Raw genomic sequence first — 25,852 nt, 5'->3', positions numbered from 1 at the left:
ACGCTAGCTGCCGACGCATGTCTGCTGCTGCCAGTCCGCACATGCCGTCGCTGACGCTTTGGGGCGACCATGTCGCACGCGGCTTCAAGCTGCTGCTCGAAGCGCATGGGCGCGGTGACCCGGAAGGCTTTCTGGACTGTGCGGCTGCCGCAGCCGAGTTGCAGAGCGCGGCGGCGCATCTGGCGATCGGCATTGTCGCCGCCGCCTGGGACGAGCTTTCGTCCTTTGAACTGCCCGTGCTGGCGCTCGGCGATCGGGATGCGTTCCTGATCACCAGCATCACCGGCAATGTCGCGCGAGTCCATTATCCGCTGCTCGGCGAATTCACGCTGCTGCGCCCCTGGGTGGAAGACCGCTGGTCGGGCGATATCGCATTTTTCGGCCCCGCCGCGCTGCTGTTGGCGAAGCACGTCGGATGAGGAGCGGCCTGGTCTCGTTGCGCGACGCCGCCCGGTCGAAGCCGCGCCTGCGCATCCTGTTCTGGGCGCTGGCGATCTGCATCGTGCTGGGCGCGATCGAGGCCGGCGAGCCGCTGGACGACATTTTCAAAGCCGCGCGCGATACATTGCGCAACCGGCCCGCAAGCGGCGAAATCGTCGTCGTCGGCGTCGATGACCGGACCGGTGCCCGCTACGGCGGCTTCTCTTTCTCGCGCCGCATCGACGCGAAGCTGATCGACTCGCTGTTCGCCGCCGGTGCGCGGCGCGTCTTTTTCGATCGCGTCTATGCAGACGAGACGAACCCCCGCGACGATGCCGCATTCGCGGCGGCGCTTGCGCGTCATCACGGCCGCGTCTTCCTTGGGGCGTTCAGCCCGCCGGCTGAATCCGAGGGCCGGGTCGAGACCTTGCCACGCCCGCTCTTTCGCAAGGTCGCGCCCTACCGCTCGCTGAACGGCGGCAACACCCCCTTCATGCTCTCGGCGAAGCTGACGCTCGCCGATCGCTTCGAGGGCAAGCTTGTTCCCTCGGTCTCTAGCGAGATCGCTCGCTTGCCCGCACTTGAAGAACGCTATTACCGGCCGGACTGGTCGATCCGGATGCGGACGATCCCGACCTACAGCTTCGTCGACGTCGTCGACGGCACGCTGCCCAAAGGCGCGCTTGCGGGGAAGGACGTGCTCGTGGGTCCCACGTCGCCGACGTTGCGCGACGTTTATCCGATCCTGTTCCAGGGCCGGTTCGCGGGCGTCTATTTTCACGCCATCGGCGCCGAGACGCTTCGGGCGGGAACGCCGCAGGATTGGGGATGGCTGCCGCCGTTCGGCTGCGCGTTTGCCCTGTCCTGCCTGTTCCTGCTCGCCCGCCGCCAATCGACGCGGCTGCTGACCATCGCGCTCGCGCTGGCGACCTTTGCGGGCCTGCCGGTCTTCCTCGCCTCTCGGCTGATCGAGGTCGATGTCTTTCCTGCCGTCCTGCTGTTCTCGATCATAAGCTATCGCGGCATGAGCCTGGCCCGGGTGGAGACGACACGCCGCACGAATGCCGCGTCGGACCTGCCGAACCTGGTCGCCCTGGTCGAAGAGGCCGGGGACGCCCCGACCGTGATCGCGATCAAGCTCCGCAATCTTGCGGAGATTCTCGCCAGCTTCCCCAACGATGTCGAGCGCGCCCTGATCCGCGAGATCGAGCGCCGGTTCCGTGTCGCCGGCGACGCCGACACGCTGTATCACGGCGAAGACGGGCTCTATTGGGCGTGTCGCCGGCCGGTTTCCGACGAATTGCTGCAGCACCTTCGCGGCCTGCACAAGCTGCTCGCCCAGCCGATTCAGCTCGGTGACCGTAGCGTGGACCTGCTCACGTCCTTCGGCATCGACTGCAGCATCGACCGGCCGCTGAAGAGCCGGATCGCCAGCGCCACGCTCAGCGCCGAGGAGGCCGCGCGCGCGAACGAGATCTGGAAGCTCTACGATGCGCAGCGCTCGCACGCCGCATCCTGGCAGCTGTCGTTGATGGGCCGTCTCGATTTCGCGATCGACAGCGGCGAGATCTGGGTCGCCTATCAACCCAAGGTCCTCCTCGCGACGCGGGAGATTGTCGGGATGGAAGCGCTGGTGCGCTGGAACCATCCGATGGTCGGGCCGCTCAGCCCCGACCAGTTCATCGCCGCCGCCGAGACCCACAACAAGATCGCTGCGCTGACCTATTTCGTACTCGATCGCGCCCTGACCGATCTCGCGCGCCTGCAGGCGGCGGGCCATGCGCTCGGCGTTTCGGTCAATCTGTCGCCCAAGATGCTGGAGGAGCGCGACCTGGTCGAGCGGGTGGCTGAAGCGCTCGCCCGGCATGGCGTGGACGCCGCCGACGTGACGCTGGAGATCACCGAGATCGGCGACCTGCTCGGCATTCCCGGATGCATCCAGACGATGCAGCGGCTGGTCGCGACCGGCGTGAAGCTGTCGATCGACGATTACGGCACCGGCAACGCCACGCTCGAATATCTGGCCCGGTTGCCGTCGCACGAAGTGAAGATCGATCGCACCTTCATCACCGACCTCGACGAAAATCGCGACAATCTGATCCTGGTGCGCGCGACGCTGGAGATGGCCCACCGGCTGGGTCGCAGCGTCGTCGCGGAGGGCGTCGAGAACGAGGGCGTGCTTCGCCTTTTGAAGAAGCTCGGCTGCGATGTTGCCCAGGGTTATCTGCTCAGCCGCCCCATTCCGCTTCCGGACCTGATCGTACTGCTGGAGGACAGCGCCGCGCCCGATCGGGTCCGGCTTGTCATATCGTAAACGCAACGTTAACCTTAACAACAGGGTCACGAGTCGCGTGCCCTGTTTGAAGGGGAAACGTTATGGCGAAGAAGTCGGTATCGAAGCGGCCGCAGCCGAATGGCCGTGGCGTCTGGGAACTCATCGGCGGGTTCTTCGGCTGGCGTTAAGCCTCCAAGGCATCCAGACAGGGGCTCCGCTGCGGCGGAGCCTTTTTTTGGCTTCGGCGCGGATGGCCTGCAACGCCGCATCATGGTTGAAGCAAAAGCCGCTCAGCCGTCGCTCCGATGGTCTCCAGCTTCCGTGCGCTGGCTCGCGTGCACGTCATCCCAGATCGCGCTGCTGCCACGTCGCGCTCGACGTTTTACCGACGCCACGTCGGATCTTGAAATCGCACCTTCGGAGGAGCAAAGTCCGTGCATGGGGACCGCGATCTCCCCACGAGGCGGCAGGCTGAAGAATCGCGTCCTGACTGGATTTGAAAGGACGCTGCCATGCCTGCACTTGGTGCCATCAAAGCCGATAAATTGAGCCGCCTGATCGGGACGCCTGGAGCGCCCATGCTGATCGATCTTCGTGCGGCGGGGGATTTCGTCCCCAGCGCCATGCGCCGCGATCCGGAGCGAGTCGCCGAATGGGCGGGAGCGCTGGTGGGGCGCTCTGTCGTCGTGATCTGCGACGACGGTGTGGCCAGCTCCGGCGTTGCTGCCTGGCTGCGCCATGCGGGCGCTGATGCCGAGCTGCTGGAAGGCGGCGTCCAGGCATGGGGTGCGGTCGGCCTGCCTTTGGTGCGCGAGAGTGTGCTGCCACCCCGCGACCCTGCCGGCGCCACGCGCTGGATCACGCGCGCGCGGCCAAAGGTGGACCGGATCGCCTGCCCATGGCTGATCCGGCGCTTCGTCGATCCAGGGGCCGCCATCCTGTTCGCGGCACCCAATGACGTAGCCGCGGCAGGAGAACGGCTCGATGCGGCGCCGTTCGACGTCGAAGGCGTATTCTGGAGCCATCGCGGCGAGCTCTGCACCTTCGACGCAATGGTCGAGGAATTTGGCCTCAGCGGCTGGCCCGGGCTCGATCGGCTGGCGACCATCGTGCGCGGCGCGGACACGGCACGGCCGGAAATCGCGCCGCAGGCAGCGGGCCTGCTCGCGGCTTCGCTCGGCCTGTCGCGCATCTTCGCCGACGATCACGCGCAGCTCGAGGCTGGCATGCTGCTCTATGACGCCTTTTATCGCTGGTGCCGGGATGCGGTCGAAGAGACGCACGACTGGGTGTCGCACACGCCGCGCAGCGCGGCGCACGTCTGATCCTCGGGCGAAAGGGCATTGCCATGCGAGAGGATCTGGAGGCGAGCATGTGGCTCGCTCATCATCATGCCTTTGGGCAGTGGGTTGGCAGCGTGGTCGACACCATTGCCCGATCGTTTCATCACGAAGAAGGCGTCCTGTTGCTCGGCCGCCGCGACATTGCCGGACTGATCGGCCCCGCCGATTGGGTTGCGGCAGTGGAGGCCGGCTTTCGAGCGGCGGCGGAGGGTCGCGCCGCAGCGCCTCTGCCGATGGAGATCGGAGGCTCGGGCGGCGCCTTTCATGCGAAGGGTGCCGCGTTGCAGCTTGACCGGCACTATGTCGCGCCCCAAGCGCTTCCGTTCCGCCGCCCTGGACGTGCCGCGTTGCAGCTTGACCGGCACTATGTCGCGCTGAAGCTCAACGGCAATTTTCCTGGGAACGCCGATCGGGGGCTGCCGACAATCCAGGGTGCGATTCTGCTGTGCGACGGGGAAACCGGAGCATTGCTGGCAATCATGGACTCGATCGAAGTGACGCTGCGCCGGACGGCGGCGGCGACAGCGCTCGCGGCGCGCCATCTCGCCCGGCCGGACTCGCGGACGCTGCTGGTCTGTGGATGTGGAGCGCAGGGACGAGCGCAACTAAGGGCGCTGCGCGAAGTGCTGCCGCTGGCCCAATGTTTGGCTTGGGATCGGGACTTTGGGCGGGCGCAACAATATGGGCGCGAAGAAGGCGCCGAAGCCGTTGCAGACCTGCCGAAAGGCGACGCGGCGGACGTTGTCGTCACCTGCACGACGGCGACAGAGCCATTCCTGGGTCCGGATCAAGTCGGGCCGGGAACGTTTGTCGCCGCGGTGGGAGCGGACAGCTCCGCGAAAAACGAGGTCAAGCCGGCGCTGTTCGAGGCGGCGCTGGTGGTCGCAGACGTGCGAGCCCAGTGCGCGGTGATGGGAGATTTGCGTCACGCCCTCGCGGCGGGTGTGGACCCCGGCTGCGTTCATGCCGAACTCGCCGAGCTGGTCAGCGGCGCCAAGCCGGGACGAACCTCGCCTGAGCAGATCACCTTGTTCGATTCAACGGGGACGGCGCTGCAGGATGTCGCGTCGGCGGCGGTGATCTACGAACGTGCCCTGGCGCGAGGAGGGATGCGATGCATAGCGCTCGCGGCGTGAGGCACGTTGTTTCGCTTCGCGAGGCCTTCTGGACCTGGGCGCGGGTGGCCGCGATCTCGTTCGGCGGCCCCGCCGGGCAGATCGCGGTGATGCATCGCATTCTCGTTGAGGAGAAGCGCTGGATCGGTGAGCATCGGTTCCTGCATGCGCTCAATTACTGCATGCTGCTCCCCGGTCCCGAGGCACAGCAGCTCGCGACCTATGTCGGCTGGCTGATGCACAAGACGCGCGGCGGCATCATCGCGGGCGGACTGTTCATCCTGCCCGGCATCGTGTCGATCATGGCTTTGAGCTGGCTTTACGTGCTCTACGGCCGGATCGGGATCGTGTCGGCGCTGTTCTTCGGATTGAAGGCGGCCGTGCTCGCGATCGTGCTGCAGGCGGTGGAGCGGATCGGCAGCCGCGCGCTCAAGAACAGAAGCATGCGATCGCTCGCCGCCGCCGCGTTCGTGCTGATCTTCTTTTTGGGGGTGCCGTTTCCCGTCATTGTCCTCGGCGCGGGATTGATCGGTTATGTCGGGGGGCGGGCTGGCAATACCGCCTTTGCGATCGGCGGCAGCCACGGGTCCAAGCCCGGCGCGATCATCGAGGAAGCCGATACGCTGCTCGGCGAAGATCTGCCGGACCATGCATGCCCGACGGCGAGGCATTCGCTGGGCGTAGCGGCGCTGTGGCTCATGCTCTGGCTCGCCCCGGTCGCCGCGCTCGTGCTTCTGCTGGGCCCGGACGACACGTTCAGCGGGATCGCAATCTTCTTCTCGAAGATGGCGATGGTGACGTTCGGCGGCGCCTATGCCGTGCTCGCCTATGTGGCGCAGCAGGCGGTCGATCACTATCACTGGCTCCAGCCCCGCGAGATGCTCGACGGGCTGGGCATGGCAGAGACCACGCCGGGGCCGCTGATCATGGTGCTGCAGTTCGTCGGATTCCTTGGCGCCTACCGCGACCCCGGCGGCCTCTCGCCGCTGCTGGCCGGCACGCTCGGCGGGCTGCTTGCGACCTGGGTCACCTTCACGCCCTGCTTCCTTTGGATATTCCTCGGCGCGCCGTTCATCGAGCGGCTGCGCGGCAACCGCGCCCTCGCCGGCGCGCTCTCCGCGATCACCGCCGCTGTCGTCGGCGTTATTCTGAACCTCGCCATCTGGTTCGCGATCCATACCGTCTTCAGGCAGACCGTGGCGACCAGTGCTGGCCCGGTGCGTTTCGACATGCCGGTGCTTGCGAGTTTCGATCCATGGGCGTTGTTGCTATCGATCGGAGCTGTGATCGCCATGTTCCGCTTCCGAACCGGCATGATCCCGACGCTTGCGGCGTCGTCCGCCGCCGGCATCGCGCTTCACGTGCTGGGGGCGATTTGAGGAACGATCGACCATTACAGGGAGAAAATCGGGATGCCGTCATATCGCCTGATCCTCGCCGCCGCCGCGCTGGCGGTCGCTTCCGGCGCCGCTGCGGCCGAACCCTGGGAAGACGCGATCGCCGCTGCGCTTGGCAAACCGGGCGCCGAAATGCCTGGCGGCGTGTATCGCGTTGGGCTTCCTCGCAGCGATCTCAAGGTCACGATCGACGGCGTCGTGCTGAAGCCTTCGCTGGCGCTTGGATCATGGGTGGCGTTCATGCGCGACGGCGCCGGAAACGAAACGATGCTGATGGGCGATCTCGTGCTGACCGATGCCGAGGTGAATCCGGTCATGAAGCGGCTGGTGGACGGCGGCATCGAGATCACCGCACTTCACAACCACCTGCTGAGCTCCACGCCCCATACCATGTACATGCACGTCGCAGGACAGGGTGACGGCGCGAAGCTCGCCGCGACGCTTCGTTCCGCGCTGGCGCTCAGCAAGACGCCGTTCCCGGCGGCCAACGCGAGCGCGCCTGCTCCTGCCGCCGCGCCGTTCGATCTCAATACGGACGGTATCGACCAGGCGCTTGGGCACAAGGGCAAGGTGAACGGCGGCGTCTATGCCGTGAGCATTTCCCGCGCCGAAACGCCGCGCGAAGGTGGGATGGCGCTTCCGGATGCGATGGGCTCCGCGATAGGCATCAATTTCCAGCCGACCGGCAACGGCCGCGCTGCGATTGCGGGCGACCTTGTGCTGACGGCCGACGAGGTCAATCCAGTGCTCCGCACGCTGCGCGCGAACGGGATCGACGTCGAGGCGCTCCACAATCACATGCTGGATGATGAGCCGCGTCTGTTTTTCATGCATTTCTGGGCCAATGACGATGCGGTGAAGCTTGCGAAGGGCATGCGCGCCGCGCTCGACCAGATGAAGCTTCGACGTTGATCCACGGCCGCCTTGGCCCGGTCGAAATTCGCAAAAGAAAAGGCCCCGCGGTCGCCCGCGAGGCCTGATCTTCTGGCTTGGCGCCGGAGGGGCGAGACTTACTCGTCGCCGCCCTTCAGGAAGGCCGGCGCGAATTCGGGCTCGGGGCCTTCGTCGCGGCCGCCTTCAGGGCGGTCACGACGGGGGCCGCGGTCGCCACGGTCGCCGCGCGGGCCACGATCGCCGTCGCGGCGGGGGCCACGACCACGGTCGCCATCACGACGCGGGCCGCGATCGCCGCGGTCCCCGCGCGGGCCACGGTCACGGTCGCCGCCTTCGCGCGGTTCGCGGGGCGGACGGGTGTCTTCCAGCTCGGCACCGGTTTCCTGGTCGACGACGCGCATCGACAGGCGGACCTTACCGCGGCCGTCGATCTCCAGCACCTTGACCTTCACTTCCTGGCCTTCGGAGAGGACGTCGCCGACGTTCGCGACGCGCTCGTTCTTGATCTCCGAGACGTGGACGAGCCCGTCCTTGCCGCCCATGAAGTTCACGAACGCGCCGAAGTCGACGATGTTGACGACCTTGCCATTGTAGATTTTGCCGACTTCCGGCTCCTCGACAATGCCACGGATCCACTGGCGAGCCGCCTCGATCTGGCCGAGGTCCGACGAGCTGATCTTGATCACGCCCTCATCATCGATGTCGACCTTGGCGCCAGTGGTCGCGACGATCTCGCGGATCACCTTGCCGCCGGTGCCGATGACGTCGCGGATCTTCGACTTGTCGATCTGCATGGTCTCGATCCTCGGCGCATGGGCCGACAGCTCGGAGCGGGTCTCGCCCAGCGCCTTCGCCATTTCGCCGAGAATGTGGGCGCGGCCTTCCTTCGCCTGAGCGAGGGCGGTGCGCATGATTTCCTCGGTGATGCCGGCGATCTTGATGTCCATCTGAAGGCTGGTGATGCCCTCGCTGGTGCCGGCGACCTTAAAGTCCATGTCGCCCAGGTGATCCTCGTCACCCAAGATGTCGGACAGGACGGCAAAGTCTTTGCCTTCCAGGATCAGGCCCATCGCGATGCCGGAAACCGGGCGCTTGATCGGCACGCCGGCGTCCATCAGCGCGAGGCTGCCGCCGCACACCGTCGCCATCGACGACGAGCCGTTGGACTCGGTGATGTCGGAGGTGACGCGGATCGTGTACGGGAACTCGTCCTTGGTCGGCAGCACCGCGTGCAGCGCTCGCCAGGCGAGCTTGCCGTGACCGATGTCGCGGCGGCTCGGCGCCCCGAAGCGGCCCACTTCGCCGACCGAATAGGGCGGGAAATTATAGTGCAGCATGAAGTGCTGGTAGGAGAGGCCGTTCAGACCGTCGATCATCTGCTCGGCGTCCTTGGTGCCGAGCGTGCAGGTGGCGATGGTCTGGGTCTCGCCGCGGGTGAACAGCGCGGAGCCGTGCGCGCGCGGCAGGAAGTGAACCTCGGCCTCGATCGGGCGGACGGTCTTCGTGTCGCGGCCGTCGATGCGGCGGCCATCCTTCAGGATCGCGGTGCGGACGATTTCCGCCTCGAGCTTCTTGACCAGCTTGATCGCGGCCATCTGCTCTTGCGGGGTCTTGTCGGCCATCGCGGCCTTCGCCTTGTCGCGCGCGGCGTTCAGCTGCGCGGCACGGTCGGACTTCTGCGTGGTCTTGTAGGCCTTCGCGATATCGTCGCCGATCAGCCTCTTCAGCTCGGCCTTCATCGCGGACTTGTCGTCCTGCTCGGCGAGCTCCCACGGGTCCTTCGCGGCCTGTTCGGCCAGGTCGATGATCGCGTCGATGACCTGCTGCGACGCCTTGTGCGCGAACATGACCGCGCCCAGCATCACGTCTTCCGACAGCTCCTTGGCTTCGGATTCGACCATCATCACCGCGTCGTGCGTGGCGGCGACGACCAGGTCGAGCTCGCCTTCGGCGATCTCGGCGTCGGTCGGGTTCAGCTGATACTCGCCATCCTTGTAGCCGACGCGGGCGGCGCCGATCGGGCCCATGAACGGCACGCCCGAAAGGGTGAGAGCGGCGGACGCGGCGATCATCGCCAAAATGTCCGGCTCGTTCTCGCCGTCATAGCTCATGACCTGAGCAATGACGTTGATCTCGTTGTAGAAGCCTTCCGGAAAGAGCGGCCGGATCGGGCGGTCGGTGAGGCGGCTGACGAGCGTCTCACGCTCGGTGGCGCCGCGCTCGCGCTTGAAGAAGCCGCCCGGGATGCGCCCGGCCGACGAGAATTTTTCCTGATAGTGAACGGTCAGGGGGAAGAAATCCTGGCCTTCCTTGACCGACTTCGCGGCCGTGACCGCGCAGAGGACGACGGTTTCGCCGAGGGTCGCGATCACCGCGCCGTCGGCCTGGCGGGCAACCTTGCCCGTTTCGAGTGTCAGGGTTTTTCCGCCCCACTCGATCGATACTTTCTTGGTGTCGAACATTTGATTTCCTTCATCCGCGGGACCTTCCCGCGGGGCCTGTGATGAGCCTGAATGGCCCAGCCGCCGAGCGCCTCATTGCGCGTGGCGGATAGAGAAACGGCCGCCTGTATCGGCGGCCGTTCCGGTTATTTGCGAAGGCCGAGCTTCGCGATGAGATCGGTGTAGCGCTGCGCGTCCGTTTTGCGGAGATAATCCAGCAGCGAACGGCGCTTGTTGACGAGCATCAGCAGACCGCGGCGGGAGTGATTGTCCTTGGCGTGGGTCTTGAAGTGCTCGGTGAGGTTAGCGATGCGCTCGGTCAGGATCGCGACCTGCACTTCGGGGGAACCGGTATCGCCCGAGCCCCGGGCATTGTCATTGATCAGCGCCTGCTTGCGCTCTGCGGTAATCGACATCGTTGTCCTTTCGTCTAGAGGTTGAAGCCGCGCACGACCCGGAGCGTTCCGGACTTAGCCTCCGCCAGCGCGACGGGTGTCGAGCCCAGCATCGCAAAGCATTGGCCATCGGGAGCGGCGATCCCGACCAATTGCTGCCCGTTGCGGAGCAGCCCTGCCTGATCGGGGGTGAGGGAAAGAGCCGGGATGTCGTCCAGCCCCGCCCTCAACGGCAGGAGAACCTGTTCAAGCGCGTGGCCCTTAGCGAGATCGTCCAGCTTGTCCAGCGAAATCGCGTGATCGAGAGTGAAGGGACCGGCCTTGGTGCGGCGAAGTATGGTCACATGCCCGACGGTGCCAAGCGCCTGCGCAATATCTCGCGCCAGCGAGCGGATGTACGTTCCTTTCGATACATGGGCGCTCAACGTGATGCTTTCCAGCTCTTCCTTCGCGTCTTCGCGGCTTCGCGCGAACCCATTTTGTTCACGCGAAGACGCAAAGACGCGAAGATCATGCACCGTCACTCGGCGCGCGCCGAGTTCGACCTCCGAGCCGGCCCGAGCGAGATCATAGGCGCGTTCGCCATCCACCTTGAGCGCGCTAAAGGCAGGTGGAATCTGTTCGATCGAGCCCGTGAAGCGGGGGAGGATCGCTTCCATCTGATCTGCGCTCGGTCGAACATCGGATGAGGCGATGATCTCGCCTTCGGCATCCAGCGTATCGGTTTGCTCGCCGAAGCGGATCGTGAATTCATAGACCTTGTCGCTGTCGAGCAGGCGCCCGGCGAGCTTGGTCGCTTCGCCGATCGCGACCGGGAGCACGCCGCTCGCGAGCGGATCGAGCGTGCCGCCGTGGCCGACCTTCAGCTTCGGATAGCCGCCGGTCCGCAGCGCCCGCTTGACCGCGCTCACGGCCTGGGTCGAGCCCAGGCCCAGGGGTTTGTCGAGAATGATCCAGCCGTGCACCCGGGGCGCTTAGCGGCCCGCCGGCGCACAACCAACCGGTTTAGGAGTGGTGCTTCGCCTTCTTTGGCGGCGGACCGCTTTCGACAAGGCTTTTCAACGGGCAGCGCTGGCCGCGAACAATCAGCGTGCCGAAGCGGTCGAGCGTGTCGGGCCCGCGGGTCTCGAAGCCGATTGCCTGGGCAAAGCCGAGATCGGGGCAATAGCCCATCAGCTCGGCACGATACCAGTGGCGGTTCTGGCCTTCGATGTAGAGCGTGTCCCGATCGACCGCATCGAAGTTCCGAATGCCGCCGTGATTGACGAACGGGATGCTGGCCTGCTTTTCGGCTGGCTGCGCGGCGGCGAGCGCGGGCGTGACCGCCGCCAACGCGACCGCGAGACTCAGAATTTTACGCATGCTCCCGTCTAGCGGGAGGGGGCTGAACCAGGGCTGACCAGCGGCGTCGGTGTGGGCGCGGGGCCCGCGGTTGCTGCAGGGGTAGGCCTCGCCCCGGCAGCAGCGGTGCGCGCGCGAAGCGCCTCGGCGCTGATGCCGACGCCCTTGATCCGCTTTTCGGGCTCGCCGAGGGGCGGCACTTCGGCACCGCCGACGGTCACGCGCAATGCGTTCGGACGGCCGGTCATGATCGTCGGGCCGTTGGCATCGGTCGGGACCGTATAGGTTTCGCCCGCCTTCATTTCCTTTTCGAACATCCGCTGGCCGGTCGCGTCGCTGATCCGGAGCCAGACCGTGTCGGTCGCGGTCAGCACGACCGGGCCGCTCGTCGGCGTCGGTACGGCCGCCGCGACCGCGGCTGGACGAGGCGCGACAGGGGCGGGGGAAGCGCTGGCGACAACAGGAGCCGGGGCGGCGCCGTCGCGCCAGGTCGCGCGCCACAAGCCATAGCCGCCCAGGATCAGCAGAGCGATGATCGCCGCCGTCCAGGCCAAAGCCCGCGGCGGCACGCGCGCCGGATCGGCCGGTTCGAACGCCTGATATTCGAGGCGAGTCCGCCCGCCATGCTCAAGCTGGCTGCGCACGGCGGCCGCCACGGCGACCTCGTCCGCATCGACGGCGCGTGCATAGGCCCGGGCGAACCCTACCGCGTAGGTCATCGAGGGAAGCGCATCGAAATCGTCGCGCTCGATCGCTTCCAGATGACGCTGCGGAATGCGGGTCTTTGCCGCCACGTCCGCCAGGCTCAGTCCGGCCGCTTCGCGTGCCTGGCGAAGCTCGGTGCCTGCCGTTGCGCCGCTGGTCGGCTCAGTTTCGGTCATCATTGCGCGCCCCTTTTCCTAGGCTTGTCACCGGAGCCTGATCGGCTTGTCAACTCAGGCGAGTTCCACGGCGTGCGCGTTCGCCCAACTCAAGAGGGTCTCGCGCAGGTTCGCGGGCGGGCGGACCAGCCAGCCGTCCATTTCCGCCCTCAGCTTGGCAAGGTCGAGCGACCGCACCATCGCCTTGATCGGGCCGACGGCGATCGGCGTGATCGACAGCCGCTCGATTCCCAGCCCGAGCAGCGCCATCGCTTCCAGCGTGCGGCCGCCCATTTCCCCGCAGACGGTCACCGGGATGCCGCGTTCCTTGGCCGGCTGCGACACCCGGCGCAGGAAGCGCAGGATCGCCGGGCTCAGCCAGTCGTAGCGCTCCGCGAGCTTCGGGTGCGCGCGATCGGCCGCGAACAGGAACTGCGTCAGGTCATTGGTGCCGATCGACAGGAAATCGAGCCTGGGCAGCAGCAGGTCGAGGCATTCGGCAAGGGCGGGTACTTCCAGCATCGCGCCGTAACGGATCTGCGCCGGCAACGGGCGGTGGCGCGAGGCGATCCAGTCGCGCTGAGCATCGAAGATCTTCTTCGCCGCGTCGAATTCCCATGGCTCGGAGACCATCGGGAACATGACGCTCAGCGTACGGCCGGCGGCCGCTTCCAGAAGCGCGCGGGCCTGCGCCTTCATCAGTCCGTTGCGTTCGAGCGCGACGCGCAGCGCGCGCCAGCCCATTGCGGGGTTCTCCTCGCCCAATTCCTCGGCGCGCATGTAAGGGAGGGCCTTGTCGCCGCCGATATCGACGGTGCGGAACACCACCGGGCGATCGCGCGCGGCGTCGAGCACGTCGCGATAGAGCCGCTGCTGCCGTTCCCGCTGAGGCAGGGTCGCGGAGACCAGGAACTGGAACTCGGTCCGGAACAAGCCGATGCCGTCGGCGCCGGTCAGGTCCAGCGCGGCGGCATCGTCGCGGAGACCTGCGTTGACCATGACCGTGATGCGCTGGCCGTCCTTCGTGATCGGCGGCAATCCGCGCAGCGCGGCGTAGGCGGCGCGGCGCTTGGCGCTCGACGACAATTTGGCCTCGAACGCCTCCTCCATCGAGGGGCTGGGCCGGACATAGACGGCGCTCTGGCTGGCATCGAGCAGCAGATGGTCGCCTTCGCCGATCAGCCGTCGCACGTTGTGCACGCGTCCCAGCACCGGCACGCCCATCGCCCGGGCGACGATCGTCACGTGAGCGGTCAGCGATCCTTCCTCCAGGATCACGCCCTTCAGGCGGCGACGGTCATATTCGAGCAGCTCGGCGGGCCCGAGATTGCGCGCGATCAGGATCGCATCCTGCCTGAGGCCCATCTGTGCGGCCGTGCCGAGCTGGCCGGAAACGATGCGGATCAGCCGGTTCGACAGATCCTCCAGATCGTGCATCCGGTCGGCGAGCAGCGGATCGTCGATCTGGCGCATCCGCATCCGCGTGCGCTGCTGCACGCGCTCGATCGCCGCTTCGGCGGTCAGACCGCTGTCGATCGCCTCGTTGATCCGCCGCGACCAGCCTTCGTCATAGGCGAACATTTTGTATGTCTCGAGCACTTCGTCGTGCTCGCCGCCGACGCCGAACTCGGCCTGCGCCGCCATCGAGTCGATCTGCTCGCGCATCTTCGTGAAAGCCGAATAGACGCGCCGCCGTTCGGCCTCGATGTCCTCGGCCACGGTATGTTCGATCGTGATCCGCGGCTGGTGGTAGACTGCGATGCCGCGCGCCATCCCGTCCACCAGCTTCTGGCCGCCCATCCGCAGCGCCGCGGTCGAGGCGGGGCGGGCCTCCACCGCCGGGCCGTCGATCAGACCGGCATTGGCGATCAGTTCCGACAACACCATCGCCACCGTCTGAAGCGCCTCGATCTCGACATCTTCGTAGCGCCGGGGTTCGGTATGCTGGACGCAGAGCACGCCCACCGCCCGCTCGCGGCGGATGATCGGGACGCCCGCGAAGCTGTGGAAGCGCTCCTCCCCGGTTTCCGGCTTGTACGCGAAATCGGGATGGGCGGCGGCTTCGTCGAGGTTAAGCATCTCGACCCGCTCGGCGATGCTGCCGACCAGTCCCTCGCCCAATGCGAGCTTGGTGACGTGGACCGCTTCTTCCTTCAGCCCGCGGGTCGCGAACAGCTCGAGCGCGCCGTCGCGGAGCAGGTATACGGAGCAGACTTCGCTCGACGTCGCTTCGCCGATGATGCCGACCACCTGGTTGAGCTTGGTCTGGGCGTTGGCGCGCGATGCCATCAGGTCATGGAGTCGTGTCAGGATCTCGCGCGCGGATGAAGCGGTGCTGACGGCCATGGGGTGCTGCTAGCAAATGCCTGGCAGCACGTCCTAACAAAATGAACAGATCAGGCGCTGAGGTCGTAACGTTCCACGATCGTGTAGCTCGCGCCTTCGTGGCCGAGCCGGCTTTCGTACAGGGCGAAATCCGTCACCTCGAAGGGATCGCTGCGCAATCCGGCGTGGCGCGCCAGGAACGCGTCGAGCCCACCGCTTTCCCGGCCGAAACGTGCCAGCGTGATGTGCGGCAGATAGGCGCGCCGTTCCGGTTCGAGGCCGGCGCGGACGATTGCCTGGTCGATCTTGCGATGCAGATGCCTGAGCGCTTCGTGCGGCCTGACGCCGGCCCAAAGCGCATTCGCGCGGCCGCGGCTGCCGAACTGGCCGACGCCGTCGAGCGCGATCGAGAAGGGCGGCTGGTGGACGGTGCCGAGAGCGGCTGCCACATCCTCCGCCACACGGCCGTCAACCTCGCCGATGAAACGCAACGTCAGGTGAAGCTGCTCGTCATCCTGCCAGCGCGCGCCTTTCACCCCCTCCATCAAATCGATCAGCGCGCTTCGGATCGTGGCAGGTGGGCGGATGGCGGCGAACAGGCGGTGCATGATTTCTCTTTAGGGCGCTTTGTAACAAAGTGTCGCCCTGTTCGGTTTCGCTTGAAACGCACTCTGGATGTAACGATATTCGACCCATCCGGCATCAGGCCGGGCAAAGGAGAATGTTTTCGATGGCAAACTGGACTGACCCCCGCGCGACCGTTTCGGCGCCGTCGTCGGTCGGAGCCCGCGCCGACTATGATGCCGGCCTGCGGAGCTACATGCTGTCCGTCTACAACTATATGGCATCGGGCGTGCTGCTGACCGGCATCGTCGCGCTGCTGTTCGCATCGTCGAGCTTCATCGTGCCGGTGCTCAACAGCCCGCTGCGCTGGCTCGTCATGCTCGCCCCGCTTGCGTTCGTGATGGTGATGAGCTTCGGCATCAATCGCATCTCGGAAGGAACGCTGAAGGCGCTGTTCTGGGCCTATGCGGCGGTGATGGGCCTGTCGATGGCCTCGATCTTCCTGGTCTTCACCGGCACCTCGATCGCGCAGACCTTCTTCGCGACCGCGGCCGCGTTCGCCGGCCTGAGCCTGTACGGCTACACGACGAAGCGCGACCTATCGGGCTTCGGCACGTTCCTGATCATGGGCGTGGTTGGTATCCTGGTCGCGATGGTGATCAACATCTTCCTGCAGTCGAGCGCGATGGCGTTCGCGATCAGCGTGCTGGGCGTGCTGCTGTTCGCCGGCCTGACCGCATACGACACGCAGCGGATCAAGAGCATGTATTCCTACGTCGCCGGCACCGATTTCGCCGGCAAGGCGGTCGTGATGGGCGCGCTGCAGCTCTATCTCGACTTCGTGAACATGTTCATGTTCCTGCTCCAGCTGTTCGGCGGTCGCCGCAACTAAGCTGAGGCAAATCCGACAATGGGCCCGGCGGGGAAACTCGCCGGGCCCTTTTCATTTGGGCTGCAGCCGTTCGTGGTGGCGGATCACCTCGTCGATGATGAAGCGCAGGAATTTCTCAGAGAATTCCGGATCGAGATTGGCCCCGGTGGCGAGCCGGCGGAGACGGGCAATCTGCTCTTCCTCGCGGCCGGGATCGGCGGGCGGCAGACCCTGCGCCGCCTTGTAGGCGCCGACCGCCTGGGTGATCTTGAATCTCTCCGCGAGCATGCAGACGAGCGCGGCGTCGATATTGTCGATACTCTGGCGATAACGCGTCAGCTGGTCGTCGGTCATGCGGCCTCCCTTGCCGTGCATCGTTTCCATGCCGAAGCGACGCTTGCAAGCGCGGACGCGGCGCGCCACATGGCGCGCGCATGAGCGCCACCCTTCACCGCATCGACGCCGGTCCGGCGCCCTCCCTCGATCCGATGCTCCGCCTCGTCGCCCACGACATGAACGCGGTGAACAGCGTCATCCTCGATCGGATGCAGTCGGACGTGCCGCTGATCCCGGAACTTGCCGGTCACCTGATCGCGGGCGGCGGCAAGCGGATGCGGCCGATGCTGACGCTCGCCTGCGCGCGGCTGCTCGATTATCCGGGCACACGGCACCACAAGCTCGCCGCCGCAGTCGAGTTCATCCACACCGCGACCCTGCTGCACGACGACGTCGTCGACGGCTCCGATCTGCGCCGCGGCCGCCGCACCGCCAACATCATCTGGGGCAATCCGGCGAGCGTGCTCGTCGGCGATTTTCTGTTCAGCCGCTCGTTCGAGCTGATGGTCGAAGACGGCAGCCTAAAGGTGCTGCGCATCCTCTCCAACGCCTCGGCGGTGATCGCGGAGGGCGAAGTCAACCAGCTCACTGCGCAGCGCCAGGTGGAGACCAGCGAGGAACGCTATCTCGACATCATCGGCGCAAAGACCGCGGCGCTGTTCGCCGCCGCCTGCCGGATCGCGGCGGTGGTCGCGGAACGGCCCGAGGCGGAAGAGCTCGCGCTCGACGCCTATGGCCGCAACCTGGGCATCGCCTTCCAGCTGGTCGACGACGCGATCGACTATTCCTCGGACGAAGCGACGATGGGCAAGGGCGTCGGCGACGATTTCCGGGACGGCAAGGTGACGCTGCCCGTCATTCTCGCCCACGCCCGGGGTTCGGCCGCCGACAAGGCATTCTGGCGCGACGCGATGATGGGTCACCGCGTTTCCGACGCCGATCTTGCACACGCCACCGGCCTGCTCCGCGCGACGGGGGCCATCGACGACACGATCGAACGCGCGCGTCACTACGGCCAGCGCGCGATCGACGCGCTCGGCGGCTTCGGTGCGAGTGCCGCAAAGGCTGCGCTCACCGAAGCCGTCGGCTTCGCAGTGGCGCGGGCTTATTAAGCGGTAAACACGCTCCACCCGGTCCGTTCGGCCAGGCGTTCCAGCGCGAGGCTGCCGAGCTTGGAGTTGCCGCGCTCATTGAGGCCGGGCGACCAGACGGCGATCGACGCCTTGCCCGGAACGATCGCAAGGATACCGCCGCCGACTCCCGATTTGCCGGGAATGCCGACGCGAAAGGCGAATTCGCCCGATCCGTCATAATGGCCGCAGGTGAGCATCAGCGCGCTGATCCGGCGCGCGCGTTCGGGCGTGATCACCGGTGTGCCGCTGCCAGGATGAATGCCTTCGGTCATCAGGTAGCGACCGGCCTTGGCTAGCTGGCAGCAGCTCATCGTCAGTGCGCACTGGTGGAAATAGACCTTGCACGCGTCCTCGACCGCGTTTCCGAGATTCCCGAACGCCTTCATGTAATTGGCGAGCGCGAAATTGCGGAAGCCGGTGCCCGCCTCGGAATGGGCGACCTCGCTGTCAATCTCGACGCCGTCATCCTCGGCGAGGAAGCGGACGAAGCGCAGCAGGTCGCCGATCGTCTCACGCGCGTCATGGCCGGCCAGCAGCGCGTCGCTGACGACGATGGCGCCGGCATTGATGAACGGGTTGCGCGGGATGCCGCGTTCGCTTTCGAGCTGCACGATCGAATTGAAAGCGGAGCCGGACGGCTCCCGGCCGACCCGGTGCCACAGCGCCTCACCGATGCGGTCGAGCGCCAATGTCAGTGCGAACACCTTGGACACGCTCTGGATCGAGAACGGCGTCTCCGCATCCCCCGCCGCGTGCACCGTGCCGTCGGCGGTCACCACCGCGATCCCGAATTGATCAGGGCTGACGCGTGCAAGAGCGGGGATATAGTCTGCGACGTGGCCGCGGTCGGTTTCGGCCGCCATTTCGGACGCGATCTCGACGACCATTTTTGACAAGTCCATCCAGATACTCCCCCGGTTTGGGCTGAGCTTGTCGAAGCCCTCCCTTCCTTCTTCCGCTCGGTGCAAAAGAACAAGGGAGGCCTTCGACAAGCTCAGGCCAAACCAGGTTCAAGATGCCTGGTCGCGTCGCTTCGAGGCTTCAGAGCTTGCCGTCTGCGTCCAGCGCGTAGCCGGCGCTACGGACCGTGCGGATGATGTCCGGCCGGCCGCCGGCGTTGATCGCCTGGCGCAGGCGCCGGATGTGCACGTCGACGGTCCGAAGCTCGATTTCCGCGTCCTGACCCCAGACGCTGTCCAGCAGCCGCTCGCGCGAGAAGACCCAGCCGGGATGCTCCAGGAAATGGCGGAGCAGGCGGAACTCGGTCGGGCCCAGCGCCACGGGCGTTCCGCCGCGCCGCACCTTGTGGCTCACCGTGTCCATCTCAACGTCGGCATAGCTCAGCTGCTCGCCGGCGAGCGCGGGGCGCACGCGCCGCAACACCGCACCGACGCGCGCCACCAGCTCGCGCGGGCTGAACGGCTTCGTCACATAATCGTCGGCGCCGGTTTCGAGGCCGCGGACCCGATCCTCTTCCTCGCCGCGCGCGGTCAGCATGATGATCGGCACGTTTTGCGTCGCGGGCATGCGGCGGAGCCGGCGGCAGACTTCGAGGCCGGAGGTTCCCTCGATCATCCAATCCAGCAGCACCAGGTCGGGCGGGCTCTCCTCCGCGAGCAGCAGCGCTTCCTCGCCATCGCCGGTCTGGCGCACCTCGAAATTTTCACGGCTGAAATGCCAGATGAGCAATTCGGCGAGCGCCGCGTCGTCCTCGACCAGCAGCATCCGGGGCTGGGTCACGCTCAGACCGCCGGCTCGCCGCGTTCGCGATCGGGCATATATTCGCCGCGCGCCGCGAAATAGACCATCTCGGCGACATTGGTCGCATGATCGCCGATGCGTTCGAGGTTCTTGGCGATGAACAGCAGGTGCGCCGCCTCTCCGATCGTCGCGGGATTCTCCATCATGAAGGTCAGCAGCGTGCGGAAGATGCTGTTGTAGAAATCGTCGACGGCCCGATCGCGATTGCTGACCTCGACCGCGGCTTGCCAATCGCGGGCGGCAAAGGCGTTCAGCACGTCGCGGAGCATGTCGCTCGCCAGTTCCGCCATTGCCGGCAGGACGGACAGCGCTTCGATCTTCGACGAGCGGGAGATTTGCGGGACCCGCTTGGCGATATTCTTGGCATAATCGCCGATCCGCTCGATAACGCCGGCGATCTTCAGCGCCGCGACCGTCTCGCGCAGATCGTCGGCCATCGGCGCCCGCAGCGTCATGATCTGCACGGCCAATCGCTCGATCGCGATCTCCAGCTCATCGATCCGCTTGTCTTCGGCGACGACCGTTCGCGCGAGGTCGAGATCGCGGCGGGACAGCGCCTCGACCGCCCGGTCGATCGCCGATTCGGCGCGACCGCCCATTTCGGAGATCAGGCCCCGCAGTTCGACGATCTCATCGTCAAAGGCTTTCAACGTGTGGTCTGTCACTGCGGCCCCTCAACTGGCTTTCGCGACCCCTGTTACATCAGCATTGCAGTTTCATGACAGGCGCGCCGGTGGAAGCAGCACGCTAATATTGGTGCCCTTACCTGGCATCGAGCGGATATCGAGCCGGCCGCGGTGCCGCTCGACGATGTGTTTCACGATCGCGAGTCCCAGGCCCGTGCCGCCGACCGAACGACTGCGCTCCTTGTCGACGCGATAGAAGCGTTCGGTGAGGCGAGGCAGATGCTCCGGTGCGATGCCCTCGCCTTCGTCTTCGACGGAGAGGCGGATCATCGATCCTGGCCCGCGGCCGGTGCTGATCGTCACGGGCGTGCCGGGGCGGCCATATTTCATCGCGTTGCCGACCAGGTTGTGGAGCAGCTGCGACAGCTGTGCGCGATCACCTGCGACGGGCGGCAGGCTCTCGTCAATATCGCAGACGACGTCGCGGCTGCGGGGGTCGGCGGCATCGCGCACTACGGCATGAACCTCCCGGACCACTTCGCCCAGATCGACCGCGGTTTCCGGCGCGCGAAATTTCTCCGCCTCGATCCGCGAGAGAGACATGAGATCTTCGATCAGCCGGTGCATGCGCCACGCTTCGTCGTGAATTACTCGAAGGAAACGCTTGCGTGTCGCCGGGTCCGACAGCGCAGCGTCGTCGTCCAGTGTCTCAACATATCCCAGGATGGCGGCAAGGGGCGTGCGCAATTCGTGGCTCGCATTGGCGACGAAATCGACCCGCATCCGCTCGGCCGCGTGACCTTCGCTTCGATCGACCAGGTGGACCAGAGTACGATCGTCGCCCAACCCGGCGATGTTCATCTGCCAGCGACTGTCGCGCCCGCCCAGACCGACCAACTCGATCGGATCGCCGCCCGGCATCTCGGCCGAACTGGTCAATCGTTCGGCTGCGGCCGGGTGACGGATCGCAATCCGCACGTCTTCGCCGACGATGTGAGAGCCCAGAAGCTTGCGGGCAGCCTCGTTCGCCGCCTCGATCCGGCCGCTCCGGACGACAAGGACCGGGTCTCCGAATGCCTCGACCAGCTCGAAGGCGCTCGGCTGCGCGGGGGCGGGCGACGCGGGCGCCGGAGCCCGTTCGGTCGATCCTCTCCGCAACGCCCCAACTAGGCTGGCGAAGGGGCGCCGCACGCGTTCAGCTCCGCCCTGCCAGCTTGGCGAGGGTGGGAATGAGGGCATCATAATGGTCGATCACCGCATCGGCTGCGAGCTCCTCGACCGGGCCCATCAGGAAGCCGAAGCTGACCGCAATGCTGGGTATCCCGGCATTCTTTGCGGCGAGCATGTCGTAGATCGAGTCGCCAAGGAACGCCGCCGTTCCGCCGCCTGCGCGCACGATCATCTCGCGGATCGGCATCGCGCTCGGCTTTGCATTGCCCTTGCCCATCGTGTCGCCTCCGATCACCGCGGCGAAGCGGCCGAGCAGGCCGACTTCGTCCAGCAGCTTTACCGCGAAGCTCTCGAACTTGTTCGTGACAATCGTAAGACGAACGCCGTCGGCCTCGAGCCGGTCGAGCGCATCGATCAGGCCGGGGTAGGGGACGCTGCCTTCCGAAATATTCTTGCCGTAGAAATCGAGGAGGATCGGATAGAGCCGGCGCATGTCTTCCGGATCATAGCCGCCGGACGCTTCGAGCCCCTTTTCGAGCATGCGCTTGGCGCCGCCGCCGATCATCGGCCGAACTTCATCGATATGGAGCGGCGGCCGCTCCGCCTTCGCCAGCGTGTAATTGACGGCCCGCGTGAGGCTCGCGCTGGTGTCGAGCAGGGTTCCATCAAGGTCGAAACCGACAATATCGAATGCGCGTCCCATAGCCGGGCCTTGCCCCGTGAGGGGCGGCCGTGGCAAGCGCGCCGGCGTGACCAGTCGTCCTCTCGCCGCCATCGTCCTTGCTGCGGGCAAGGGCACGCGCATGAAATCCGACCTGCACAAGGTGCTGCATCCGATCGCCGGCCGACCGATGCTGATGCACTTGCTGGCGAGCCTGCAGGAACTGGCGCCCGAACGGACCGTCGTCGTGGTCGGCAGCGGCCGCGAGCAGCTGGAAAAGGCGCTGGCCGGGCGCGGCATCGACATCGTCGTGCAGGACCCGCAGCTCGGCACCGGACATGCGGTGCAGCAAGCGGAGGCGGCGCTGGCCGGCTTCGATGGCGATGTGCTGATTCTGTACGGCGATGTTCCGTTCGTCAGCGCGGCGACGATGCGCCGCCTGGTCGATCGGCTCGATGGGAGTGATGCGCCCGCCGCCGTTGTGCTCGGCTTCCGCCCGGACGACCCGGTCGCCTATGGCCGCGTGATCGCCGATATCGGCGGTCGCGTCGTGAAGATGATCGAGTTCAAGGACGCGTCGCCCGAGGAGCGTGCGGTCACGCTCTGTAATTCGGGGCTGATGGCGGTCCGCTCGCGCGACCTGTTCGCGCTGCTCGGGCGGGTCACGAACGACAACGCGGCCGGCGAATATTATCTGCCCGATATCGTCATGCTCGCAGGCGCGGACGGCCGGGCCTCGGCCGTGATCGAAACCGCGGCCGAAGAGGTTGCTGGCATCAACAGCCGCGCGGAACTGGCAGAGCAGGAACGTGCCTGGCAACAGCGCCGGCGCACCCAGGCGATGGCCGACGGTGCGACGCTGATCGAGCCCGAGACGGTCTGGTTCTCTTACGATACGAAGCTCGGCCGTGACGTGACGGTCGAGCCGAACGTCTGGTTCGGGCCCGGCGTGACGATCGAGGACGGCGTCACCATCCACGGCTTCAGCCATTTGGAAGGCGCGTATGTCGCGTCCGGTGCGGAGGTGGGGCCCTATGCGCGGCTGCGTCCCGGTGCGGAGCTTGGTCGCAAGTCGAAGGTCGGCAATTTCGTTGAGGTGAAGAAGGCGCGGCTGGGCGAAGGCGCCAAGGCCAACCACCTGACCTATCTCGGCGACGCGGAGATTGGCGCCGGTGCGAACATCGGGGCGGGCACCATCACTTGCAACTATGACGGATTCTTCAAATATCGGACCGAGATCGGCGAGGGCGCCTTCATCGGCTCCAACTCGGCGCTGGTGGCGCCGGTGAAGATCGGCGGCGGCGCGATCGTCGGCGCCGGGTCGGTGATCACGGGCGACGTCGAGCCCGACGCTCTCGCGCTCGGTCGCGGTGACCAGAAGGCGAAATCCGGCTGGGCCGCCAAATTCCGCGCGATGATGCAGGCCCGCAAGAAGGCTGGTTGAAATCTGATATCATGATGCGATATCATGATATCATGCGCACGATCGTCGACATTCCCGAGGAGGATATCCGCTGGCTGGACCAGAAGGCTGCCGAGACCGGCAAATCGCGGACGGCTCTCGTTCGGGAGGCCGTTTCGTTCTATCGTGCGGAGAAGCCGAAGGACTGGATCGGGCGCGGCCGCGGATATTGGAAGGATCGCGACGATATCGGCGACGGCGTCGATTATCAGCGTCGAATCCGCGAAGACCGCGGTTTCGACTGACCGCGCATGTCAGATCCGATCTTTGACACCAACATCGTGATCGACTGGCTGCGCGACCGGCCTGGAGCCGAGAGTGAGTTGTCGCGTTATCGACGGCACCGAATCAGCCGCGTCACCTGGACGGAGATTCTCGCTGGCGAGCCGCTTGAGACACGGGCTCATGTTCAAAGCCTCATCGCGCCATTCGAGGTCCTGGAAATCGACAGTCGAATCTGCATGGCCGCGGCAGACATTCGCTTTCGCACCCGGATGAAGCTGCTCGACGCGATCATTCTTGCGACCGCTCAAGTGAACGGCGCCATCCTGGTCACCCGTAACACCAAGGATTTTCCGGCCAACATGCCGGGCATCCGCGTTCCATACACACTCTGAACGAAGGCAAGTCTGATGTGCGGCATTATCGGCATTCTGGGCATGGACGATGTGGCGGAGCGGCTGGTCGAGGGACTGCGGCGCCTGGAATATCGCGGCTATGACTCGGCTGGCGTCGCGACGGTCCATGACGGCCGGATCGAGCGGCAGCGCGCCGAAGGCAAGCTCAACAACCTCGCCCGCAAGCTGGGGCAGGAGCATTTGCCCGGCCATAGCGGCATTGCCCATACCCGCTGGGCAACGCACGGCGCGCCGACCGAGGACAATGCCCATCCGCACATCGTCGGCGACGTGGTGCTGGTCCACAACGGCATCATCGAGAATTTCAAGCCGCTCCGCGACGAGCTGATCGCCGAGGGACGCACCTTCAAAAGCCAGACCGACACCGAAGTCGTCGGCCATCTGGTCGCGCGCGAGGTTGAGCGCGGCGCGTCGCCGGAAGATGCCGTCAAGGCCGTGCTGCCGCGCCTGCACGGCGCCTTTGCGCTGGCGATCATGTTCAAGAGCGATCCGGACCTGATCATCGGCGCCCGGCTCGGCGCGCCGCTGGTCGTCGGCTATGGCGAGAACGAGAATTATCTCGGGTCCGATGCGATCGCGCTCGCGCCACTGACGCAGCGCATCGCCTATCTGGACGAAGGCGATTGGGCGGTCGTGCGCCGCTCCGGCGTCCAGATCTTCGACAAGGACAATAATCCCGTCGAGCGGCCGATCACCATGTCCGGCATCACCGGCGCCCTTATCGACAAGGGCAATCACCGCCATTTCATGCAGAAGGAGATTTACGAGCAGCCGGTCGTCGTCGCGCAGACGCTGAGTTCGTATCTCCGCACGCTCGAAGCCAAGGTCGCGCTGCCCGACATGGAGTTCGACCTGGGTTCCGTCGAGCGCGTCGCGATCGTCGCCTGCGGCACCGCCTCGTACGTCGGTGCGATCGGCAAATACTGGATCGAGCAGCTCGCGCGCGTGCCCGTCGAGGTCGATGTCGCGTCGGAGTTCCGTTATCGCGAGCCGGTGCTGGGCGCGAACACGCTGGGCCTCGTGATCTCGCAATCGGGCGAGACCGCCGATACGCTCGCCGCATTGCGCCACATGAAGGCGTGCGGGGTCACGACCGCCGGCATCATCAACGTGCCGACCTCGTCGATGGCGCGCGAAGTCGACCTGCTGCTGCCGACGCATGCGGGCCCCGAAATCGGCGTCGCCTCGACCAAGGCCTTCACCTGCCAGCTCGCGGTGATGGCGGCGCTCTCCGCCAATCTCGCGCGCGCCAAAGGGCGCCTGAGCGAAGCAGAAGAAGCGGAGTTGGTCAGCCAGTTGACTGAAGTGCCCGCTGCGATGAACGCGGCGCTCGCTCATGACGCCGAGATCGAGGGCATGGCGCACACCATCGCCGGCGCGCGCGACGTGCTGTATCTCGGCCGTGGTCCCGACTATCCGCTGGCGCTGGAGGGGGCGCTGAAGCTCAAGGAAATCAGCTACATCCATGCCGAAGGCTATGCCGCGGGCGAGATGAAGCACGGCCCGATCGCGCTGATCGACGAAAGCGTGCCGGTGATCGTGATCGCGCCCTCGGGCCCGCTGTTCGACAAGACCGTGTCGAACATGCAGGAAGTCCAGGCCCGGGGCGGCAAGGTCGTGCTGATCTCCGACGCCGAAGGGCTGGCCCAGGCCGGCGAAGGCGCGCTCGCGACGATCGAGATGCCCAAGGTCCACCCGCTGATCGCGCCGCTGGTCTATGCCGTGCCGGTGCAGCTGCTCGCCTATCACGTGGCAGTGGTGAAGGGCACGGACGTCGACCAGCCACGCAATCTCGCGAAGAGCGTGACCGTCGAGTAAATCCGG

Annotated in this window: 25 protein-coding genes; 12 read left to right on the top strand and 13 right to left on the bottom strand. The window is 66.0% G+C overall.

The features are described 5' to 3' along the window. The first annotated feature begins 17 nt into the window (after positions 1-17). The 6 genes from SCH01S_RS06250 to SCH01S_RS06225 all read left to right on the top strand — a co-directional run bounded on the left by SCH01S_RS06250 (position 18) and on the right by SCH01S_RS06225 (position 7,462). Entirely contained in the window at positions 18-419 is a 402-nt protein-coding gene (locus SCH01S_RS06250; protein WP_157032830.1) for a hypothetical protein, read from the top strand. Then, positions 416-2,734, top strand: a complete 2,319-nt coding sequence (locus SCH01S_RS06245; protein WP_046347919.1) for an EAL domain-containing protein — start codon at positions 416-418, stop codon at positions 2,732-2,734. The genes SCH01S_RS06250 and SCH01S_RS06245 overlap by 4 nt, the downstream gene beginning before the upstream one ends. A 473-nt stretch (positions 2,735-3,207) precedes the next feature. After that, positions 3,208-4,020, top strand: a complete 813-nt coding sequence (locus SCH01S_RS06240) for a chromate resistance protein ChrB domain-containing protein (protein WP_046347918.1) — start codon at positions 3,208-3,210, stop codon at positions 4,018-4,020. Positions 4,021-4,043: 23 nt separating this feature from the next. After that, complete coding sequence (locus SCH01S_RS06235) at positions 4,044-5,174, top strand: ornithine cyclodeaminase family protein (RefSeq protein ID WP_084689421.1); 1,131 nt, start codon at positions 4,044-4,046, stop codon at positions 5,172-5,174. Then, positions 5,153-6,532, top strand: coding sequence for a chromate efflux transporter (gene chrA, locus SCH01S_RS06230; protein WP_046347917.1), 1,380 nt, complete (start codon positions 5,153-5,155; stop codon positions 6,530-6,532). Before SCH01S_RS06235 ends, chrA begins: the two co-directional genes overlap by 22 nt. A gap of 33 nt (positions 6,533-6,565) precedes the next feature. Then, positions 6,566-7,462 carry a DUF1259 domain-containing protein gene (locus SCH01S_RS06225; RefSeq protein WP_046347916.1) on the top strand — a complete coding sequence of 299 codons (897 nt, stop codon included), beginning with the start codon at positions 6,566-6,568 and terminating at the stop codon, positions 7,460-7,462. A 98-nt stretch (positions 7,463-7,560) separates the two neighbouring features. On the opposite strand, the gene pnp is transcribed toward SCH01S_RS06225, so the two are convergent. The 7 genes from pnp to thpR all read right to left on the bottom strand — a co-directional run bounded on the left by pnp (position 7,561) and on the right by thpR (position 15,414). Further along, complete coding sequence (pnp, locus tag SCH01S_RS06220) at positions 7,561-9,906, bottom strand: polyribonucleotide nucleotidyltransferase (RefSeq protein ID WP_046347915.1); 2,346 nt, start codon at positions 9,904-9,906, stop codon at positions 7,561-7,563. A gap of 125 nt (positions 9,907-10,031) precedes the next feature. Beyond that, positions 10,032-10,301, bottom strand: a complete 270-nt coding sequence (gene rpsO / locus SCH01S_RS06215; protein WP_046347914.1) for a 30S ribosomal protein S15 — start codon at positions 10,299-10,301, stop codon at positions 10,032-10,034. Between the two features lie 14 nt (positions 10,302-10,315). After that, positions 10,316-11,245, bottom strand: a complete 930-nt coding sequence (gene truB, locus SCH01S_RS06210) for a tRNA pseudouridine(55) synthase TruB (RefSeq protein ID WP_046347913.1) — start codon at positions 11,243-11,245, stop codon at positions 10,316-10,318. A 40-nt stretch (positions 11,246-11,285) separates the two neighbouring features. Then, positions 11,286-11,642 (bottom strand): DUF6491 family protein, encoded by a 357-nt coding sequence (locus tag SCH01S_RS06205; protein ID WP_046347912.1) that lies wholly within the window; start codon positions 11,640-11,642, stop codon positions 11,286-11,288. An 8-nt stretch (positions 11,643-11,650) separates the two neighbouring features. Beyond that, positions 11,651-12,505 (bottom strand): helix-turn-helix domain-containing protein, encoded by an 855-nt coding sequence (locus tag SCH01S_RS06200; protein WP_046347911.1) that lies wholly within the window; start codon positions 12,503-12,505, stop codon positions 11,651-11,653. Between the two features lie 51 nt (positions 12,506-12,556). Beyond that, the gene (gene ptsP / locus SCH01S_RS06195) at positions 12,557-14,827 is read right to left on the bottom strand and encodes a phosphoenolpyruvate--protein phosphotransferase (RefSeq protein ID WP_046347910.1); all 2,271 of its coding nucleotides are present in this window, start codon (positions 14,825-14,827) and stop codon (positions 12,557-12,559) included. Positions 14,828-14,877: 50 nt separating this feature from the next. Further along, the gene (gene thpR / locus SCH01S_RS06190) at positions 14,878-15,414 is read right to left on the bottom strand and encodes an RNA 2',3'-cyclic phosphodiesterase (protein ID WP_046347909.1); all 537 of its coding nucleotides are present in this window, start codon (positions 15,412-15,414) and stop codon (positions 14,878-14,880) included. 122 nt (positions 15,415-15,536) lie between these two features. Here thpR and SCH01S_RS06185 point away from each other — a divergent pair, with 122 nt between their 5' ends. Beyond that, positions 15,537-16,262 (top strand): Bax inhibitor-1/YccA family protein, encoded by a 726-nt coding sequence (locus SCH01S_RS06185; RefSeq protein ID WP_046347966.1) that lies wholly within the window; start codon positions 15,537-15,539, stop codon positions 16,260-16,262. Between the two features lie 51 nt (positions 16,263-16,313). On the opposite strand, the gene SCH01S_RS06180 is transcribed toward SCH01S_RS06185, so the two are convergent. After that, positions 16,314-16,595 (bottom strand): chorismate mutase, encoded by a 282-nt coding sequence (locus tag SCH01S_RS06180; RefSeq protein WP_046347965.1) that lies wholly within the window; start codon positions 16,593-16,595, stop codon positions 16,314-16,316. Between the two features lie 80 nt (positions 16,596-16,675). Between SCH01S_RS06180 and SCH01S_RS06175 the strand changes: the two genes are divergently transcribed. Further along, positions 16,676-17,689 (top strand): polyprenyl synthetase family protein, encoded by a 1,014-nt coding sequence (locus SCH01S_RS06175; RefSeq protein ID WP_046347908.1) that lies wholly within the window; start codon positions 16,676-16,678, stop codon positions 17,687-17,689. Here SCH01S_RS06175 and SCH01S_RS06170 read toward each other — a convergent pair. From SCH01S_RS06170 to SCH01S_RS06150, 5 genes are all read right to left on the bottom strand, one after another. After that, positions 17,686-18,612, bottom strand: a complete 927-nt coding sequence (locus SCH01S_RS06170) for a glutaminase (RefSeq protein ID WP_046347907.1) — start codon at positions 18,610-18,612, stop codon at positions 17,686-17,688. The two genes, SCH01S_RS06175 and SCH01S_RS06170, sit on opposite strands and share 4 nt — an antisense overlap. A 139-nt stretch (positions 18,613-18,751) precedes the next feature. Beyond that, on the bottom strand, positions 18,752-19,435 hold the full coding sequence (gene phoB / locus SCH01S_RS06165; RefSeq protein ID WP_439645804.1) for a phosphate regulon transcriptional regulator PhoB: 684 nt from the start codon (positions 19,433-19,435) through the stop codon (positions 18,752-18,754). Positions 19,436-19,452: 17 nt separating this feature from the next. Further along, positions 19,453-20,136, bottom strand: a complete 684-nt coding sequence (phoU, locus tag SCH01S_RS06160; RefSeq protein WP_046347905.1) for a phosphate signaling complex protein PhoU — start codon at positions 20,134-20,136, stop codon at positions 19,453-19,455. A gap of 51 nt (positions 20,137-20,187) precedes the next feature. Further along, positions 20,188-21,288: an ATP-binding protein gene (locus tag SCH01S_RS06155; protein ID WP_245612171.1), complete on the bottom strand. Its 1,101-nt coding sequence runs from the start codon at positions 21,286-21,288 to the stop codon at positions 20,188-20,190. A 4-nt stretch (positions 21,289-21,292) separates the two neighbouring features. After that, positions 21,293-21,970 carry an HAD-IA family hydrolase gene (locus SCH01S_RS06150; RefSeq protein WP_046347904.1) on the bottom strand — a complete coding sequence of 226 codons (678 nt, stop codon included), beginning with the start codon at positions 21,968-21,970 and terminating at the stop codon, positions 21,293-21,295. Positions 21,971-22,016: 46 nt separating this feature from the next. On the opposite strand from SCH01S_RS06150, the gene glmU reads away from it, so the two are divergent. Genes glmU through glmS form a run of 4 tightly spaced genes read left to right on the top strand, consistent with a single transcriptional unit; the run spans position 22,017 to position 25,846 of the window. Then, positions 22,017-23,372 carry a bifunctional UDP-N-acetylglucosamine diphosphorylase/glucosamine-1-phosphate N-acetyltransferase GlmU gene (gene glmU / locus SCH01S_RS06145; RefSeq protein WP_084689427.1) on the top strand — a complete coding sequence of 452 codons (1,356 nt, stop codon included), beginning with the start codon at positions 22,017-22,019 and terminating at the stop codon, positions 23,370-23,372. A gap of 11 nt (positions 23,373-23,383) precedes the next feature. Next, positions 23,384-23,635, top strand: a complete 252-nt coding sequence (locus tag SCH01S_RS06140; protein WP_245612170.1) for a ribbon-helix-helix domain-containing protein — start codon at positions 23,384-23,386, stop codon at positions 23,633-23,635. Between the two features lie 6 nt (positions 23,636-23,641). Then, a complete protein-coding gene (locus SCH01S_RS06135) occupies positions 23,642-24,007 on the top strand; it encodes a type II toxin-antitoxin system VapC family toxin (protein ID WP_046347903.1) in 366 nt (121 codons plus the stop codon). 15 nt (positions 24,008-24,022) lie between these two features. After that, positions 24,023-25,846, top strand: coding sequence for a glutamine--fructose-6-phosphate transaminase (isomerizing) (glmS, locus tag SCH01S_RS06130; RefSeq protein ID WP_046347902.1), 1,824 nt, complete (start codon positions 24,023-24,025; stop codon positions 25,844-25,846). The last annotated feature ends 6 nt before the right edge of the window (positions 25,847-25,852 follow it).

It is taken from the genome of Sphingomonas changbaiensis NBRC 104936 (genome assembly GCF_000974765.1).
Lineage (GTDB): Bacteria > Pseudomonadota > Alphaproteobacteria > Sphingomonadales > Sphingomonadaceae > Sphingomonas_B > Sphingomonas_B changbaiensis.
The sequence above is the reverse complement of the archived record's forward strand: the minus strand, read 5'-3'. Positions and strand labels throughout refer to the sequence as shown.